Below are 17,666 nucleotides of genomic sequence, written 5' to 3'. Positions count from 1 at the left end.
TGCCGTCGATGATGCCACCAGCAGCACGACGGGCAGCAGCCAGGGCGAGTCGGCGTGCGTCTCGATGAAGGCGTTGAGCGCCTCGAACATGGGGTCTCTTCCTCAGGGCTGGCGGCCCAGTATCGCACCGGGAGGGGCCCCGATCCCGCTCAACGTCGGGCTGCAGCGCGCCACACCGCCGCCCCGACCGCCTGGGCGACCCCGACCCCGGCAAAGAGCCACTGGACCGGCGAGCCCCACCCGATGAGCGGCAGCTGCAGCAGCACCCAGGCCGCCAGGCCGACCCCGACGACCAGGCCGGCGTCCGCGGCCCGGGGGTGGCGCCTCAGGCCGAGGAACAGGGCGACGCCCTGGGGCACCGCGACCAGGCCCCCGAGCGCCACGGCCGGCAGCACCCGCCCGTCCACCAGCGGCCACGCCTCGTGCAGCTGGTCCACGAGCGGGTCGAACGCGCCGGCCAGGAACCCCTGCACCCCCGCCGCGGCCCCCACCATCGTCAGACCCTCGAGCGAGAGGGTGACGATCCGCGCGGCTCGCGGGGACGCCGGGTCCGGTCGGTGGTCATGACTCAGGGTGGCACTCACCCGCGTGCGGCGCCAGCACCACGATCGCGCTGATCCCTGGTCCAGCACGCCACCGGACCGACCCCGTTCAGTCGCGCCGCAGCGGCGGCTGCAGCTCGGTCGCACCCGCGGCCGCATACAGCTTCGCCGGTCGCCCACGGCCCCCGCGTCGCTCCTCCCCTCGTCTCCGTCACGAAGCCCTCGGTCCGCACGACCTTCCGGGCGAAGTTGCGCGGATCGAGCGGCATACCCCAGACCGTCTCGTAGACCGCCTGCAGCTCGGGCATCGTGAACCGGGAGGGGACGAACCTCAGCGCGAGGTCGCTGTACTCCAGCTTGGCGCGGGCCCGTTCCACCCCGTCGCCGAGGATCTCCCGGTGGTCGAAGGCCAGGTCCAGGCCGAGCGCCTGGCCGACCGGCCACCAGCGGGCGTCCGCGGCGTCCGACCCGCCGCGCACCTCGGGCAGGTCGGCGCCGACGGCCAGGTATGCCGTGGACACGACCCGGTGGCGCGGGTCCCGGTCGGGCCGTCCGTAGGTCGCCAGTTGCTCGAGGTGGACCGCGCTACGACCGACCCCGGTCTCCTCCTCCAGCTCGCGGTAGGCCGCGTCCGGCAGGTCCTCGTCGAGGTGGACGAACCCGCCCGGCAGGGCCCACCGACCGGCGAACGGCTCGCTCCCCCGCTCGACGAGCAGGACGCCGAGGGCCCCCTCGCGCACGGTGAGGATGACGAGGTCGACGGTGACGTAGAACGGCGGGTACTCCGAGGTGTGCGGCACCCCAGGAGGCTAACCGGTTTCGTGTCGGGAGGACAGGTATGGGGCGGGCCGGCTACCCGTCCTCCGCCAGGTCCTGCACGACCTCGTTGCGCCGCAGGGGCGCGGGGACGATCGGCGGGTCGAAGCGGGCCCACCGCGGCGGACCCACCGGGGTCAGCCCGGCGCCCCGGACCGCGTCGACCAGCAGGGCCCGGTGGTGCTCGAAGGACGCCTGGGTCCACCGGCCGCGGTAGCGGCGGGCGGCGGCCAGCGTGGTCGGGTGCTCGTGCAGCCGCACCGCGGGGTTGGTCGGGACCGGCGCGGTCTCCAGGGTGTAGGTCGAGGGCAGCACGAAGGAGACGGCATACTCACCCTCGCCGTCGCCCTGGGTCTGCAGCACGGGCGCGGTCATGGCGATCGGTTCGGCGTCCCGCTGCACGACCGGGGCGGTCATGGCGATCTTGCCGGCCGACCGGTTCTGCCCGCCGATGTAGCCGGCGAGGGTGCGGAAGGCGGCGTTGCCCGCGTCCGCGAACGGCGCCCGGACCACCACCTCGGCGACGACGTGCGATGGGTAGCGCCGCAGCTCGAAGTCGCGATAGGTCTGGACCAGCTCGTAGACCTGCTTCTCCGTCATGCCGGTCACGCTACGCCCCCGTTTTGTGTCGAGTTGACAGGTATGTCGGTGGCGCGCTCTACTGTCAGGGTGACACGAATGAAGGAGGTCACCATGAGACTCACGACAGTCCAGTCCGACCGCGCGGCCGGCGTGCTCCTCGGCCAGGCCGTCGGCGACGCCCTGGGCGTCCCGTACGAGTTCGGCACCGCAGCCCTCGACCCGGCGGCCGGCCCGCGGATGAGCGGCGGCGGCCTGGGCGGTTACGCCCCCGGCGAGTGGTCCGACGACACGCAGATGGCGATCGCGATCGCCGAGGTCTCGGCCACCGGCGCGGACCTGACGGGCGACCTGGGCCTGATCGCGGTGGCCGCCGCCTTCGAGCGGTGGCTCGACGACGGCCCGGCCGACATCGGGATGCAGACCAGCGCCGTCCTGCGTGCTGCCCGGCGGGCCGACCCGGCCGTCCCCCGCCACGACGTGCTCCGGACGGCGTCCCGCGACCTGCACGAGCGGACCGGCCGCACCGCCGGCAACGGTGCCCTCATGCGCACCGCGGTCGTGGGGCTCACGCGGCTCCAGGACCGGGACGCCACGGCCGCGGCGGCCCGTGCGGTCGCCGAGCTCACCCACGCCGACCCGCTGGCCGGTGACTCCTGCGTCCTGTGGTCGGAGGCGGTGCGCCGCGCCGTCCTCGACGGGGCCCTCGACGTGCGCGGCGGGCTCGACCTGCTGCCGGCCGACCGACGGTCGACCTGGGCCGCCTGGCTCGACGAGGCGGAGACCCTCCCGCCTGGGCACTTCACCCCCAACGGGTTCACCGTCACCGCCCTGCAGGCCGCGTGGTCCTCGATCTGGCACACGCTGCCGGCCGAGCCCAGCCCCGACCACGTCGGCGAGGCGTTGCGCACCGCCATCGCGATCGGCCACGACACCGACACGGTCGCGGCCATCGCCGGCGGGCTGCTCGGTGCGCGGTACGGCGCCTCCGGCCTCCCCTTCACCTGGACCCGGCAGCTCCACGGATGGCCGGGGCTGCGAGCGCCCGACCTGGTGCGGCTGGCGATCCTTACGGCCCGGGGTGGCCGGGACGACGCGGCCGGCTGGCCGAGCACTGCATACCTGGGCACCGGGCAGCGCCCGCTCGCCCTGCCGCACCCCGTGGACCCCGACGTGCTCCTGGGGACGACCGCCGACCTGGGGCGCGTCGAGGAGCTCGGCGTCGACGCGGTTGTGTCCCTGTGCCGCCTGGGTCGTGATGAGATCGCGCCCGGGCGGGTGCGGCCGGAGGACCACGCGCTCGCGTGGATCGTGGACGACGACGACCCCGGCAGCCACCAGCACCTGCGGTGGGCGCTCGACGACGCGGCCCGGGCGGTGAGGGAGCTGCGCGAGGAGGGGCGGCGGGTGCTGCTGCACTGCGTGGCGGCGCACCACCGGACCCCGTCGGTGGCCCTGCGCTACTCGGTGCTGCTCGGCGCCGACGCCCCGGCCGCGGCCGCCGCGATCTCCACCACCCTCGGCCGCGACATCGACGGCCTGCTCTGGACGGAGGCCCAGCGATGAGCGAGGACACCATGGATCTCCAGTCCGCCGCCCGGTTGGCCAAGCTGATCGAGCTCTCCCGCGGGATCCTGCACGGAATCGCCCTCGGGGACGGCGCCGACCACCTGATGAGCCAGGCCGCGGTGCGCCCGGCCGGCGTCGCGACACAGTTGGCCCTCGCGACGGTCGAGGGCATGATCCGCACGATGGAGCGGGCCGGTCGCCGGCTCGACCACGACTGGGGCCACGAGAGCCTGGCCGCGCTGAGGCGGTGGGCGGTCGGGCAGGGGATCCCCGGGGTCGCCCCCGAGCGCGGCTCCAGTCAGAGCCTGCTGTCGCACGTGCCCGGGTATGCCGTGCGCCGGGGCAGCGCGCCCGCCACCGTCCGCGTGCTGCGGCACGGCCCGGAGGTGCTGGCCGTCGGCCCGAGAAGCCTGGGGCCGCATGCCCTGGTGCGGACCCTGCCCTTCGCCACGCTCGTGGCGCAGCAGGGGCCGGACTGCGTGTGGCCGGCGGTCGAGGCCGCCCGCGCCACCCACTCCCACGAGCTCATCGGCCCGCTCGTCGCGGCCGGCGCCCGCCTGGGCGCGGCGGCCCTGAGGAACCCGGGAGGTCTGGACACCGCGTGGCTGGAGGAGGTCGAACGGTTGGAGGCCGAGGGCGCAGGCGTCGTCGCCGCCCGCCTCGGTGCGGCGGTGCTGGCCGCCACGACCGACCCGCACAACCCCGACCGGGTGGCCGAGCTCGCACCCGACCGGACGGCGCTGTCCGTGCTGGCCGCCGCGGTCTACACCGTGCTCTCCCACCCCGCGCCGGAGGAGTTCCCCCTCGCCATGGCGCTGGCGTCCTTCGCGCCGGACAGGACCGCGACCTCCGCCGTGACCGGTGGCCTGCTCGGCGCCCTCAACGGCAGCACGCCCCTGCTCGCCCTCGGCGCCCCCCGCGGCGAGCTCGCCTGGGCGTGCGACGCCCTTGGCACCGACCTGGCGATGACGGTCATGCTGACGCCGCTCGGGCGGGAGCCGGACGGGACGGCGTGGTTGGCGGGGTGGCTGGAGAGGTATGCCGTGCGGTCGTAGCTTGGGCGCCCGCGGCCGCGTCAGCCGGCGACGACGGTTGCGGCGGCGAAGAAGTCAGCTGGCAGCGGGTGCTCGAGCTCCCAGGTGATCGCAATGGGCCGATCGCCGGTGTGGCTGCGGTAGTGCGCTGGGCCGAGGAACAGGTACGGGCTGGTCCCAAACTCGTCCTTCTGCTCCTCGCGGGCAAAGATGAGGACGTTGCTGGCGCCCTCGATGTAACGCCGGCCGGTCTTCGAGTCGACCGAGGTGGTGGACTGCGACTCCCAGTGGAACAGAGTGGGACTGATCGGGTAGTCGCGGTACATCGTCGTCGGCGAATAGTCAGCCTCCGACTTCTTGAGCGTCACGAAGAAGGCGTCGACGTTCGCGTCGGCGGCATACAGCACTCCCTCACGGAAAGAGTTCGGCTTCCTCTCCAAAGAGGCGTAGCCCAGCGCCGCCAGTACCTCCTCGCGCTGATACCTCGCGTGCACACGCAATGGGATACCGCTCAGAGCACCTGCAAGCGCCGGGGTCCGGTGACGGGCCGCATCGAAGGACAGGTCGACGACACTGCGCAACTCATCCCTTGTCGCCTCCTCCGCTCGAAGCGCGTCCATCCCGGCGGCGTAGGAGGCATGACCGCCCCCGTCTGGCCACACCGAGAAGAAGAGCATGCGTGCCATCCTCTGCTCCGCCGGGGACAACTCGTGGAAGGGCGGAGCGTCGTCTGAGAGCAGCCGACGGTAGGACTCGGCTCGGTCCTTGTCGTCGACGTGAGCGAAAGCCCGAATCCGCTTGAGCAGCTTGTCCTCTAGAGGTGAACCGCCGCGGTTTGGCATCCCAGCGTCGCGGCGAAGCTTGGTCCAGGAGTGGGCACCGCGGCGCAGGATGTCTGAGAGCTCGACGCCTGACTCCTCCAAGAAGGACCCCAGCTCATGGTCTCCGTAGGACCGCAGCTCCGCCACGATCTGACTCCACCGGTTGGAGAGCTGCGTGCGGATGTTCTCCAGCACGATCGCCTGCGACTGCCTATCCATGACGATCTGGCACCCGGCTGGCAGGAAGGGGAAGCCCTTCTCGATGTCGTGGACGAGTCCGCGTCGGGTGCTTCCGGTGAGCGCTCGCAGCTTTGGCTCGAACCTGAACTCCCTGCGGTGGTATCCGACGAAGTCCAGGACGGTGAGCACTGCCTTGTCCTGAGTCCGGCGCAGACCGCGGCCCAGTTGCTGCAGGAAGACCGTCGCGCTCTCGGTGGGCCGAAGGAAAAGGACGGTGTCGACGTCGGGCAGATCGAGCCCCTCGTTGTAGAGGTCAGCCGCGAATAGGATGTTGACTTTCCTGCTCCGCAGGTCTCGCAGCGCTTGCTCTCGCTCAGCTGGCGCGGTGTCGCCGCTCACGGCCTTGGCGGGGATTCCCGCCCGGTTGAAGGACTCTGCCATGAAGCGGGCGTGCTCCACGCCGACGCAGAACCCCAGGCCGCGCATCGCACCCACGTCAAGGACCTTGTCGCGTAGCTGCTGCACGACAATCTGAGCGCGAGCGTTGTTGCCGGTGTAGACGTTTTCGAGCTCGTGCTCGTCATAGCGCCCCCGCGTCCACGACACGTTGCGCAGATCCGTGTTGTCCGCGACGGCGAAGTAGTGGAAGGGACAGAGGAGGTCGGCGCCCAGGGCATCCCACAGCCGTAGCTCCACGGCCGTACGACCTTCAAAGAAGGCTCGGACGTCGAGCCCGTCGGTCCGCTCGGGCGTGGCTGTCAGGCCAAGGAGCTCTCGCGGCTGAAGGTGGTTCAAGATCCGTCGGTAGGTCGCTGCCTGGGCGTGGTGGAACTCGTCGATGACGACGACGTCGTAAGCATCGCGGGGGAGGTTGGAGACCCCGTATGCAGTCAGCGACTGCACGCTGGCGAAGACGTGGCGCCAGCGTTCTGGGCGCGATCCACCGACGTACAACTCCCCGAAGTCTCCATCTGCGAGGACCTCACGATAGGTGCGCAGGGACTGCTCGAGGATCTCGCGTCGATGCGCGATGAACAGCAGCGAGGGCCTCTCTCCGGCCGCCTCGCAGAGACCGCGGTAGTCCAGGGCGGCGACGACCGTCTTCCCTGTCCCAGTTGCAGCCACAACAAGGTTGCGGTGTCGGTCGTGAACGTTGCGTTCGGCGTCGAGGGCTTCGAGCATCTCCTGCTGGTAGGGAAACGGACGGACCTCTAGTCCCGACAGCGTCACCGTGACACCGGAGTGCTGCTTACGACCTGCGCCCTCGGCGAGCGCGTCGTCGAGACGGTCCCCGTCACGTTCGGGGTCGTACAGCTCGTACGTGCGGTCATTCCAGTAGGTGTCGAACGTCGCCTTGAACTTCTCGAGGAGGGCGGGGGTTGCGACTCTCGACAGACGGACGTTCCACTCCACGCCATCAAGCAGGGCCGCACGTGACAGGTTGGACGAGCCGACGTATGCCGTGTCATAACCCGTCTTCCGACGGAACATCCACGCCTTCGCGTGAAGCCGCGTGCGCTGAGCGTCGTACTGAATCCTGACCTCCGCGCCGAACTCGGCCACCAGGCGGTCGAGCGCCTTGCGTTCGGTGGCCCCCATGTACGTCGTCGTGATGACGCGGAGTGGAACCCCGCGGTCCCGCAGGCTCTTCAGTTCTGGCGTGAGCAGTCGGAGGCCATGCCACTTGACGAAGGCCAGCAAGAGGTCCACCTCGTCGGCCGAGGCCATCTCTGCCTTCACCTCGGCCCCGAGGTTGGGTTCCCCTCTGGCATTGGTCAGTAGCGCCGCATCGCTGAGAGGCGTCGCCGGACGTGTCCTGATCGAGCTAGGCGTCCCCGGCCCCTGCGCGTTGACAACCGCCACAAGTTGCGAGGTCGGCGGTAGCACCTCGTCGCTTTCGTGCTCCACCTGCTGCAGGATTTTGTTCACCAGGGCCAACCGTTGCTCATCAGTCCTGATCCCGCTGAGCCGGCGCGAGAGGACCTCCCCAACGTGCCGGCTGAGGACTGTTGCGGCCTCAGCGTCGGGCACGACCGCCGCCTCATGCTCAGTCTCCAAAGACTGCAGCGTGGCACGCAGTTGGGCCGTGATCAGCTTCTCGTAGACCCCCAGTTCCATGCGCACAGCTTGTCAGACGAGGACTCATGGAGTTCCGCGGGAGCGGCCCCCGTCGTCCTATCCTGTTGCCCGGTCGGGTCCTGGAGATCAGCGGCGCAACGCAGTGAGCGAGCAAGAACGCGCACGTAGAGTGGAGTGTGGCGCAGCTCCGAAGAGCGGAAGGGAGGCGCTCGTGGGCACGATCTCGTTCACCCTCACGGGTCGGCGGTTCGAGTTGTCGGACACCGATGTGCGAAAGCGTCTCGCGAACCATCATCCTGACAAGATCTACCAGTACTGGGTCGACATCGACGGGACACGGTGGCCCGTCAAGCAGGTGTTGGCGCTGGCCACCGGCCTGGCCAAGAGTGAGTTCCAGTCGCAAAGCGCCCAACACTTGCTAGTGAAGCTGGGTTTCAGCGTGGGCAAGGGTGAAGCCGGCTCCCTCATACCGGCTGGCCCGGCACGGCCCGCAGGGACACCCTTCACATCTCCGAGCCGGCCTGCGGTACCTTCGGCAGCCGACGTCGTGCTGATCGGCTGCGTGAAGAGCAAGCAAACATGCGGGGGACCGGCGAAAGAGCTCTACACTTCGCCCTACTTCGCGAAGATGCGCGCCTACGCCGAGAGCACTGGTAAGCCGTGGTACATCCTCTCTGCTGAACACGGCCTGGTTGCTCCCGACGAATGGCTCGAGCCGTACGATTGCTACCTCGCTAAGACGGGCCCCGCCTACCAGGCGCGCTGGGGCCAGAAAGTGGCGCAGCAGCTGGAGCAGGCCGTCGGCCCGCTTCGGGGCCGCATCCTTGATATCCATGCCGGATCGACCTACGTCAAGGCCGTCGACGCGGCTGTCAGCCCAAAGGGCGCCGTCATCGTCGACCAGCTCAAGGGGATGACGATTGGCCAGCGCCTCTCGTGGTACCTCCATAAGAAGATTGCCCCCACCGACAACGTGGCTGAGATCGTCGTGCAACTCTCAGACCGCTCAGGGGCGAGGGCGCTCGACGACGTCCTGGAGACGGCTGGAAGTGGCCTGCGATCTCCTGGAATGTACAGCTGGTGGGTCGACGACGCCGGAGCAAAGGACCTGTCCGCGGGGCTTGAGCACGAGATCGCTCCTGGCCTCATCTACGCCGGACTCGCCGGGGCGACTCGCAAGAGCGGCGCGATCTCGTCAAACACCCTCTGGGGCCGCATCTCCACCATGCACTTGGGCAAGAACAACGAGTTCTCTACCCTTCGTCGGAGCATCGGCTCCGTGCTGGCGCACGCCTACGGGCAGCCGACCATCGACGAAGCACGACTCACCTTCTGGATGCATGCCCACCTGCGCGTCGTGCTCATCCCTGTGGCGAACGCGCACACGCTGAATGCCCTTGAGACGGACATCCTCCGCGAGCTGGACCCACCGTTGAACCTCGCCAAGGTCCCTCGGACACCGCTCCGACAGCGGCTCTCTGCCCTGCGAAAGCAATACGCACGCTGAGGTCAGAGCCTGCCGGACGTGACCGGACTTCGAACCTCTCCCTCTGAAAACCCAATGTCGTCAACCGTGCGCGCTGACACACTCGACCAGCGGCGACCAGGATGCCAGGCGTCGAAGCCGCCCCCGACGGACAGTCTTGATTTGTGCGTCTAAAGCGGCGGTATGACGCGCGGCCCGTTGTGGTCGCTCGGGTTGCACGGCGACGTTCGGTCACGCCAATACAGGACCTCCGCCACGCCAGTCATAAGTCGCACATGCTCAAAGCCGCCTCGGGCTAGGACGCCTGGTCAGGCCGAGACAGCGTCGAGATAATGCTACCGGCGCCGTGAGACATGCATCACAGCTGTGTCTCCGCTTACATAGCGGGCAGGCTGAACGGCTTCATCCCCGGGCTCAACTTGTCCTGTGCCGGGAGCTGCAAGTATGACAAGAGGAAACCCACAATATAGAACAGCCTCGGCGGCTTCTGTATCAGCTCCAACGTGATCGTTAGTCGCTGCTGGACGGCGAGTGATTGAGCACGCTTGGTGATCTGATCTTGTCTTGTTCTCAAGCTTATGGCTGGAGGAGGTTGCGTTCCCAGGGCGGGGGTTGTCTATTGCCACCGCGCAACATAGCGAACGTAGTCGCCGGCGAGCGATACGCCAGCCAACCTGCTGCCTTGACGCCCAGGGTCGTCGGGTGTCAGCTCGGGCTGACCGGCGCGGAACCTCATCCACCGCGTACCCGCCCAACCTACGAACCCCGATCCAGTGACATTCGCGCGGGTGTCTCCACTGCGCCGTGCGCTGTGTCGTAGCACCCACCTTGCAGGCAACGCGCTCCGGTTGGGTAGTCTGGGCGACGAAACCAGCGTTCGATGTGGGGTGGTGTTTTGCCAGTCGGGTACCGATCAGTGTTGAACGTGCAGGATCGCGTTCTCGAACTTGCCGAGACAGAGTTCCATGCCTGGCTTCGGCACAAGAAGTTTGACCATGTACCGGCCGATCCCGGCATGCATGTGCTGGCAGACGGGCACTTGTTGACGACCGTTGCGCTAACCCCGCCGAACGCTCCCCATGCTGTCCGGTACCGTCTGGAGGAAGAGAACGCTGCTGGACGCTGGGTTACGACCCTCACAGCCCACCAGCCCAGTGGTGAACGGGAGCCCGGCTGGCTGTGGGTTGCCGTGGAGGCACCCGCTGCGGCGTCTCGTTCAGAGGACGAAGGGGAGCAGCGCAGCCGCCAGGCTCGATTCACGGCGACCCCGCGACTAGTGCGCAATATTCTTGGTGCCGTTGAGGCGTACAACGGTCCAGCACGCCTTAACGATCGACCTCGACTCGTGATCGACGAGGACGAGGTGGATGAACTCATCGACGCCTTCTGCGATCCGGAGCGGACCGTCCCCCTCCAGGTTGCAGGTCCCGTGCCTGGAGCCGACCAGATTCGTTGGGTTGACCAAGTCGCATTGTGGACTAAAGAGACGGTCGGTATGGCCGCCACTTATGTCCTAACCGAGCGAGCGTCGGCCGCGCTGGAGCAGAAGGTCGGCCGCAGTCACGCGGTACCAGCCGGTTCCATAAGATCCTATCTTCCCGAGGTCGACCCTGCCTCCGCGGTAGATGCTCGAAGACACCGGCTCCTATCCGCCCGCACATTAGCCGAGACTCCTGACGGGCGCATTCGGGCGTTGTTAGCCTCAGCCACACGTCGGCACAGCTTGGCCTTGCCATTGCCTACAAGACTCACGCGCCTGGACCGCCTCTTGACGAAGTCGGAGAGTGAGCTCGTCTTTGAATGGGCAGCCCGTGCTGCCCGTACATCCGTGTCCCGTTCAGTGGAACGATCCAGGGACATACCGATAGATCAGGCGCGCGGCACCGAGGGCGAATCAGTTGAGAAGACTCTGGCTGGCATCGTCGAGGCCACCGGCGCGGCGGAGCAGGCACGGATACGCGATCTGGATCTCCCCAAGGTCGAGCCAGTCGAGACAGACCTGTTGCTACGGCATCTCGTTGAGTTGGTGAACGAGTTTTCGGAGGAACCTGACGGGAAGGTGCAGCTGCAGGATCCGACCACTCTGGTCGAGACACTTCGTACTGTCCTGCTCGCTGGTCGATCCTCCCAATTGTCGCAACGGGTCCTGCGGGGCCGCCTGGAGCGGTTGGAGGCCGAGAGCGCCGACGTTACGGAGGAGACGGCGCTGTTGAGGCAGAATCTCGACGAGGCACAGTTCGAAATTGCGGACGCCTTGGACTCAATCCGCCGGCTCGAAGCTGAAAGAGATCGCTTGCGGGTCGAACTCGCAAAGGTCGACATGGGAGAGGTCGCCTGGGCGCAAGAGGCTACGCCAGATGAAGCCCCAGGTGCGTTCTCAGAGATGTTGGAATGGTTGGACGAGGGCAGGCTGCCCGGCATTGTGTTCACCGGTGATCGCGGAGTGGCATTGGAACTAGAGCCTCACGACCCTTGGGGTACGTGGGCGTCTCGAGCATGGGACGGATTGCGTGCGCTCAGCGGGTACGTCAGCGCCCGAGTTTCGGGGGACCACACTGGAAATTTCCACTCGTACTGCCAGACGACGCCTCCAGGTTACCCGGGGTGGTCCGCCAATAACCACGCGGCAGGCGAGTCCACAACCGTAGAGGCGAACCCGAAGATGCGTAAGCAACGCGAGTTGCCAGTGCCTTCCTGCGTTGACCCGTCCGAGACCATTTTTATGGGAGCGCATGTGAAGGTTGCCTCCGCAAAGTCGATCTCTCCGCGAATGTATTATCACGACGATGTCGCCAGCTCAGGGATGGTCTATGTGGGGTATATCGGGCGGCACCTGACCAATACCATGTCCTGAGTGGGCGGCAGCGTGCCGACCCAAGCCCCTTGAGGCCGCACAGTCCGACTCTTGCGTCAGAGCCATCGTGACGGCGTTCCAGTCACGCAGAGTCTTTGCGTCGCTCGCCGCGCCTCCACGGCTAACCGCGGCCAACCGGCCTCCGGACCCTCAGCCAGAGATCGGTGGGGCCTGGCAGTCCAGGATCGCCTGCGCGTGCTGGCGTTCCGTGGATGCGTAGGCAGCCGACCACGTCTCCCCCTTGGTTAGAGACGCTACGGGCATTGCACCGCAGGGGACATCGCTTGTACCATCTGCCTTCCGGATGGGGCACAGAAGGAGACGTGATGTCGCGAGAGGTGGCACGGAACAGCAGCGCAGGAGACCCTGCGCGTCGCGCTTTTGAGGCGATCGCGCAGACCAACAATGGGATCGACCGGCGGGTCGATCTGAGGCAGACCGAGACCACCTTTCGAGTCAGCTGGCCCGAGCGCTCGTTCGAAGTCAGCCGTCGGGTCGACACCGCCTCCATCGGCCCCTCGGAGGTGAGCACCCGGTCCTATACGTGCAGTGGTTGTGGCCTTTCCGGCCACAACATCCGCACCTGCCCAAACTAGCGATCGGCGCTGCCCAGGGCCGCGCTTGTCACGCCGACGGCATGTGAACGGTGGGCGGGTTCCAGCCATCGTGGCAACCACCCAGGACGGTGGGAGGCTTGCAGTGCGGTGAACAAGGGTCGTCGAGGGGGCACCCACAGGGGGCTATACGCGGCGGTATGACGCACCTTGAGACGGCCGACAGCGGGAAATGAGGAGTCAGTTGCGCTCCAAGCGCACAGCCATGTCGCGCTGCAGCCAACTATGGTGGCTCTTCACAATCCAGGGTGTAGTTGGGGTCTGAAGCCGCCGGCTTCCAGGAGAGCTCTGGCGATGTAGTGGGTGATGTTGCGGAACCCGAGGGCCAGTCCGCGCAGGTGCTCGAGCCGTCCATTTACGGCTTCGGTAGGGCCGTTGCTGGTGCGGGGCCGGTCGAAGTAGGCCAGAACGTCGCTGGCTCGTCGGGCCAGGGTGCGGCCGAGCTTGCGCAGCTCGACCAGCGGCCCCGGGACGCCCTCGGTCAGGGCGTCGATCACGGACCTCATCTCGGTCCGGCCGCCGGCGCGGTCGGGGTCGCGGTAGGCGTGGATCATCCGCTGGTAGATGCCCCAGGTCACCTCGACCTGCACGTGCTCATCGCCGGCGAAGAGCCTGTCGAGACGCTCGTGCTGACGGTCGGTGAGCAGGTCGGCGCCGGTGTGCAGAGTCCGACGGGCGGAGTAGAGGGGGTCGCCCTTGCGGCCGCGGTGCCCGTGCAGCTCCTGCTGCACGCGACGGCGGCACTCATCGAGGGCGTCACCGGCCAACCGGATGACGTGAAATGGATCCATGACCGTCACAGCCTCGGGCAGCTCCTCGGTGGTGGCGGTTTTGAAGCCGGCGAACCCATCCATGGCCACGGCCTCGATCCCGTCGCGCCAGGCCTGGTCCCGCTGCGCGAGCCAGTCCTTGAACGCTGCCTTGGACCTCCCCTCGACGACGTCCAGCAGGCGGGAGGGGCCGGTGCCGTCGCGGACCGGGGTGAGGTCGATGATCACGGTGACGTACTTGTCACCACGCCGAGTGTGCCGCCAGACGTGCTCATCCACGCCTAAGACACGGACGCCATCCAGCCGGGTCGGGTCGGCGATGAGCAGCCGCTGTCCTTCGGCCAGGACCGCGTCGTTGGCGGTGTTCCACGACACCGCCAGGCCCTCGGCGACCCGGGACATCGACAGGTGGCCGACCACGATCGCGACCAGGCCCCACCGCAGCCCGGCGCGGGAGATCTTCGCCCGTGGCTCGGCCGCGGCCGTGGTGTCCTGACGCCACACGTGGCTGCACTCGGTGCACCGGTAGCGTCGGATGGTGAGCAACAGTGTGGTGGGACGCCACCCGAACGGCTCGTGCGCCAGCTGTCGGGTCACGGTGTCCCGCGGAACGCCATGGCAGCCGCACCGCTTGCACCAGTCGTCCGGCTCGAGGACCCGGCAGGCCAGCACCGCACGGTCAGGCTTGAGCAGCTGGCCGGTGACCACCAGACCCAGGTCGTCCAGGCCGGCGAAGGTAGTCAGGTCGGGGCGCGTGAAGGTAGCGTCGGACATGTCGAGGTCTTTCGGATGGGCGGCGTAGGAACCTCCATCATCGGAAGACCTCGACGTCTACCCCGTGACCGACGCGCCAGCGCCCTCTACACCCTCAACTGTGAAGAGCCACTATGGTGCAGGAGTGGGCTCTTGGTGGCAGATAGAGGTAGGGAAGCGGGTGGCCCCTGTCTTCGGCAAGAACTTCGTCTCGGACCAGTTGATGCTGGTCTTCACGGAGGCTGACCGCTTCGTCGACGAGGTCAAGCGCAACGAACTAGCCGAGTTCGAAAGACTGGCCGACGGCGGGGCGGAGGTCGCGACGGACGACCGGCCGCCGTCTTGGCACACCCGTCTGATGGGATACAGCGCCCCGGCCGAGACCCTCCGCTTCCGCCTCGACCTTCAGGGCTTTTCTTCCGAGCGCGTGCAGTCACTCTGCATCGCTTTCTTCGACGAGGAGCTAGCTCGCGACACCGAGGACGACGGCATCGACTTGCGTGACTCGTGGCCCGAGGGACAGACAACCTACCCCGACGGTGCCGCTGTCACCGCGGCCTTGACTAGTCGCCGGGGTCAGGCCGTGATCGCCGAGGTCCCGAGGGATCGCATAATCGACCACGAGCGCCGTTTCCTCGAGCATCAATGGGAATCATTGCGAGAGAGCTTCGACGATCCACGGTTCGCTCTGGCCCTCTCCCTCGTCAACACGCGCCCCGCCACAACGGTAACTCTTGACCTCACCGACCTCGTCCTCGGTGGGTGGATGAACGCGGACGACAAGCCCCACCAGACGCCCGTACCCGGATGGCCGCCGCCGTCGCCGCGAGCGGACCCGTCATTGTCATCACCGAGGGCGAAAGTGATGCGAGGTGGCTACGCCGTGCCCTCGAGATAGCCGCGCCCGCTACCGCACACCTATTCGAATTCCTCGATTTCGCCGAGTACCGGGCACCTGGGGGGACGGATCGAGTGGTCTCGCTCACCAAGGGGATGGCGGCCGCGAAAGTGATGAACCGCATCGTTGCTGTTCTCGACAACGACACGGCGGGGCGAGTCGCGGCACAGCAGCTCGTTAGGTTGGGGCTTCCCTCCCGTATCGCCGTGACCAATCTCCCCGACGTTCCGTACGCAGCCAGCTACCCGACGCTTGGACCAGGGGGCTACGCGACGACTGTCGTAAATGGCCGGGCAGCTTCCATCGAGTTCATGTTTGGCGACGAAATCCTGCGCGACACGAATGGAGAGCTGTACCCAGTGCGTTGGCTATCCCTCATGGAGACTGCCAATGAATACCAGGGCCGTCTGGACAGCGACCACAAGGCGATTGTCGGAGGACGCATCGATCGGGCCCTCGCGGAGCCCAGTGCTCATGCCATATCAGAGCAGGTGCTCCGCGGATGCCGACGCCTGTCAAAGATGCTGCTCAGCGCCGCAAGTCCAGATCCCTACATTCCGGCTTCAGAGTTTTCTGACCTGACCGCGTCGTGGCGCGGCGGCCATGCGTGACGGAGTGAGGGAATTGCCAGACACACTGGCCTGGTCGCATGGACCCCCGCTGCGAAGGGGGACGCCCGCCGCGCGGTCGTCAAGCAGTCGCTACGCGGAGTGGGTGTCGGCTCCGGTATCCGCACCCTGCTGCGCCTCCCAGATCGCGTTGAGCTCCTGAACCAAGTGCTCCTGCGGCAAGGGGTGTCAAGGGCGTCCGGGCGTTCGTTGCGTCTCGCCGCGGTGACGATCCACGTCATTACCACGAAGGTGCTCAGATCCGCATGGGGGTTGTCCTCCAGACTTAAGCGAGCCGTCTCGCGGTAGGTCTCTGCCTCGGCCCAGCTGAGCGTCCTTGCGACTTGAAGGCGTTCACTAGGCAGGGGGAGCACCCCCGTGGCGCCAAGTACCGGCATGGGGTCCACGGAGCCGTGCCGGGCCAGGTTGCGTTGTTTGTCGGTCATCCTCCCAGGCACGTTTAGATCGACGAGCCTCCACGTCATCGCGCGGTCAACGTACTCTCGCAGTTGGCCGGCGGTCGCGTGTGGATGTGCGAGCTGGGTTTCGAGCTGCACGCTCTTCCAAACCGCTCGGGGGAGGAGGGCGGCAGCTCGTTCGCCGATCTCCCCAAGCTCCTCGTCAGGATCCTCCGCAGGGACAGCCTCGAGCTCTGCCCGTGCCCAAGCCTTTGTCATGGGTCTCACGGAGCGATTGACGGCGAACGTCGCTGTTTCCCGGACCGCTTCGGTCGAGAGGCTGAACCCGGCGTCGAAGAGCTCGATGGCGGAGTACTGCCATGGGCGGCTGCGGCGTGAAATCTGCGCAAGCAGGGCAACCGCCCCAGCGACGTCGTCGGCGTGGGTTGGCACCCGGGACCCGCCAAAACCCTCCCGGACCACGTGGGCTCGAGGAAGGAGTCCTCGCATCCGCCAGCGTTCGAGTTGGGTCGGGGTCACGTGGGCCCCTGTCTCGTCCATGACCAAGGAGATCAACTCAAGATCGGCTCCGGACGGTTGAGACCTCATGTGGCAATCTTCCTCCATGTGTGGACCCGCTGAGGCGACGTTGCGCCCGCGACAGTGTCCTGCGAGCAGGGACTGCAATTCCTGGGCATATGTTCCCCATGTCGACCTCGGGCGGCCGGAGAGCCACGCTGAGGTGGATCGCGAGGTTGCGGCGGCGTGGGCTGCTCTCGATGTGTGGCTCTCCGCTCTGGCGGACGTTCTCGAACCAAGTCCGGGACTGCGCAACCTTGAGCTCACCCATCCCGAGCCCGGCCGGGAACCCATCGAGACGGGTCTGGTCGACGCCGACCTGTCGCACGTTCTGGTCTCCACGGTTCAGAAGGCGGGGGAGGAGGTAGACGGACTGTACGTGGGACTCATCGCGCAGGAACCCTCAGCGCGCTGGGTCGGCCTGGCCGGATTCTTCGTCCCTATCTGTCCGGTGTGCGACGGCCGGGGGGTCGCGAGGGTCACGGACACCGTCCTGGACATCCTCACCGACTGCGGGTTCACGGAGGTCAAGTCATCCGCCATACCGGAGGGTGTTCGACCGCAGCCTGGATGGTTCGACGGAGGAAGGCTCCAGACACTCTGCCGTCGCGTCGTTCCTGGCCGCTCCGAATGGCGACCATGGCCACCGAAGTCCGAGTCGGGGCACCCCGGCGTCGGCGTCTTAGTACGCGTGCGACCTGTCATCTCGAGCCTCGCCGGACTGGTGCTCTGCGAGTCATCGGCCGAGGCAAGACGCTTGCCCGAGTTGCTCGCCGTGGAACCGACGGCGTGGACGTGGACCGAAGGGACGCTCGACGAGTTAAAGAGGGCCTGCCACCACCAGCCCCGCCTACCGCGACGGATTGAACCAAGCCCCGACAGCGCCTACGACTGGTGGGTACTCAGGGTCCCCGGGGCGCCACCTCGCCTCGGCTACGGCAGCGTCGCAAGCACGTTGCCGGCCGACGACAACTCGTCGCCTCCAAGTATCTGGGCGCTGACCGGCGAGGGGGCAACGCTCAGCTCAGAACTCGTCACCCTACTTCACAGCCCCGCGTGATTACCCTGCTGAACCTCGCGTAATCA

12 protein-coding genes are annotated in these 17,666 nt (G+C 67.4%); 7 read left to right on the top strand and 5 right to left on the bottom strand.

Annotation, left to right across the window (positions count from 1 at the left end):
- Positions 1 to 149: 149 nt before the first annotated feature.
- From E3Z34_RS05295 to E3Z34_RS05285, 3 genes are read right to left on the bottom strand one after another with little or no spacing between them, the layout of a single operon-like run.
- Positions 150 to 584, bottom strand: coding sequence for a hypothetical protein (locus tag E3Z34_RS05295; RefSeq protein ID WP_134772764.1), 435 nt, complete (start codon positions 582 to 584; stop codon positions 150 to 152).
- Positions 581 to 1,342 (bottom strand): NUDIX hydrolase, encoded by a 762-nt coding sequence (locus E3Z34_RS05290; RefSeq protein ID WP_238695360.1) that lies wholly within the window; start codon positions 1,340 to 1,342, stop codon positions 581 to 583. The genes E3Z34_RS05295 and E3Z34_RS05290 overlap by 4 nt, the downstream gene beginning before the upstream one ends.
- A 52-nt stretch (positions 1,343 to 1,394) precedes the next feature.
- Positions 1,395 to 1,958 carry an SOUL family heme-binding protein gene (locus tag E3Z34_RS05285; RefSeq protein ID WP_134772763.1) on the bottom strand — a complete coding sequence of 188 codons (564 nt, stop codon included), beginning with the start codon at positions 1,956 to 1,958 and terminating at the stop codon, positions 1,395 to 1,397.
- Positions 1,959 to 2,051: 93 nt separating this feature from the next.
- Between E3Z34_RS05285 and E3Z34_RS05280 the strand changes: the two genes are divergently transcribed.
- Both E3Z34_RS05280 and E3Z34_RS05275 read left to right on the top strand, forming a co-directional pair.
- Positions 2,052 to 3,503, top strand: coding sequence for an ADP-ribosylglycohydrolase family protein (locus tag E3Z34_RS05280; RefSeq protein ID WP_134772762.1), 1,452 nt, complete (start codon positions 2,052 to 2,054; stop codon positions 3,501 to 3,503).
- Complete coding sequence (locus tag E3Z34_RS05275) at positions 3,500 to 4,561, top strand: ADP-ribosylglycohydrolase family protein (RefSeq protein ID WP_134772761.1); 1,062 nt, start codon at positions 3,500 to 3,502, stop codon at positions 4,559 to 4,561. Before E3Z34_RS05280 ends, E3Z34_RS05275 begins: the two co-directional genes overlap by 4 nt.
- A 20-nt stretch (positions 4,562 to 4,581) precedes the next feature.
- Here E3Z34_RS05275 and E3Z34_RS05270 read toward each other — a convergent pair whose 3' ends face one another.
- Positions 4,582 to 7,659, bottom strand: a complete 3,078-nt coding sequence (locus E3Z34_RS05270) for a DEAD/DEAH box helicase (RefSeq protein WP_134772760.1) — start codon at positions 7,657 to 7,659, stop codon at positions 4,582 to 4,584.
- A 172-nt stretch (positions 7,660 to 7,831) separates the two neighbouring features.
- Here E3Z34_RS05270 and E3Z34_RS05265 point away from each other — a divergent pair, with 172 nt between their 5' ends.
- The gene (locus E3Z34_RS05265; RefSeq protein ID WP_202977024.1) at positions 7,832 to 9,127 is read left to right on the top strand and encodes a DUF6884 domain-containing protein; all 1,296 of its coding nucleotides are present in this window, start codon (positions 7,832 to 7,834) and stop codon (positions 9,125 to 9,127) included.
- An 898-nt stretch (positions 9,128 to 10,025) separates the two neighbouring features.
- The gene (locus E3Z34_RS05260; protein WP_134772759.1) at positions 10,026 to 11,960 is read left to right on the top strand and encodes a coiled-coil domain-containing protein; all 1,935 of its coding nucleotides are present in this window, start codon (positions 10,026 to 10,028) and stop codon (positions 11,958 to 11,960) included.
- Between the two features lie 850 nt (positions 11,961 to 12,810).
- Here the strand turns inward: E3Z34_RS05260 and E3Z34_RS05255 are convergent.
- Positions 12,811 to 14,118 carry an ISL3 family transposase gene (locus E3Z34_RS05255; RefSeq protein ID WP_134772184.1) on the bottom strand — a complete coding sequence of 436 codons (1,308 nt, stop codon included), beginning with the start codon at positions 14,116 to 14,118 and terminating at the stop codon, positions 12,811 to 12,813.
- Positions 14,119 to 14,218: 100 nt separating this feature from the next.
- Between E3Z34_RS05255 and E3Z34_RS05250 the strand changes: the two genes are divergently transcribed.
- The 3 genes from E3Z34_RS05250 to E3Z34_RS05240 all read left to right on the top strand — a co-directional run bounded on the left by E3Z34_RS05250 (position 14,219) and on the right by E3Z34_RS05240 (position 17,640).
- Positions 14,219 to 14,995: a hypothetical protein gene (locus tag E3Z34_RS05250; protein ID WP_134772758.1), complete on the top strand. Its 777-nt coding sequence runs from the start codon at positions 14,219 to 14,221 to the stop codon at positions 14,993 to 14,995.
- 74 nt (positions 14,996 to 15,069) lie between these two features.
- On the top strand, positions 15,070 to 15,606 hold the full coding sequence (locus E3Z34_RS05245; RefSeq protein ID WP_134772757.1) for a hypothetical protein: 537 nt from the start codon (positions 15,070 to 15,072) through the stop codon (positions 15,604 to 15,606).
- A 1,137-nt stretch (positions 15,607 to 16,743) separates the two neighbouring features.
- On the top strand, positions 16,744 to 17,640 hold the full coding sequence (locus tag E3Z34_RS05240) for a hypothetical protein (RefSeq protein ID WP_134772756.1): 897 nt from the start codon (positions 16,744 to 16,746) through the stop codon (positions 17,638 to 17,640).
- Positions 17,641 to 17,666 lie beyond the last annotated feature (26 nt).

Origin of the sequence: Ornithinimicrobium flavum (genome assembly GCF_004526345.1) — a bacterium.
GTDB lineage: Bacteria > Actinomycetota > Actinomycetes > Actinomycetales > Dermatophilaceae > Ornithinicoccus > Ornithinicoccus flavus.
Note: the sequence above shows the minus strand (reverse complement) of the source record. Positions and strands in the feature narration are given on the sequence as shown.

What these genes read in the sequence shown, in the direction of transcription:
- E3Z34_RS05275 (WP_134772761.1), top strand. Translation starts at nt 3,500, where the DNA reads ATGAGCGAGGACACCATGGATCTCCAGTCCGCCGCCCGGTTGGCCAAG.
- E3Z34_RS05270 (WP_134772760.1), bottom strand. Translation starts at nt 7,659, where the DNA reads ATGGAACTGGGGGTCTACGAGAAGCTGATCACGGCCCAACTGCGTGCC.
- E3Z34_RS05285 (WP_134772763.1), bottom strand. Translation starts at nt 1,958, where the DNA reads ATGACGGAGAAGCAGGTCTACGAGCTGGTCCAGACCTATCGCGACTTC.
- E3Z34_RS05280 (WP_134772762.1), top strand. Translation starts at nt 2,052, where the DNA reads ATGAGACTCACGACAGTCCAGTCCGACCGCGCGGCCGGCGTGCTCCTC.
- E3Z34_RS05255 (WP_134772184.1), bottom strand. Translation starts at nt 14,118, where the DNA reads ATGTCCGACGCTACCTTCACGCGCCCCGACCTGACTACCTTCGCCGGC.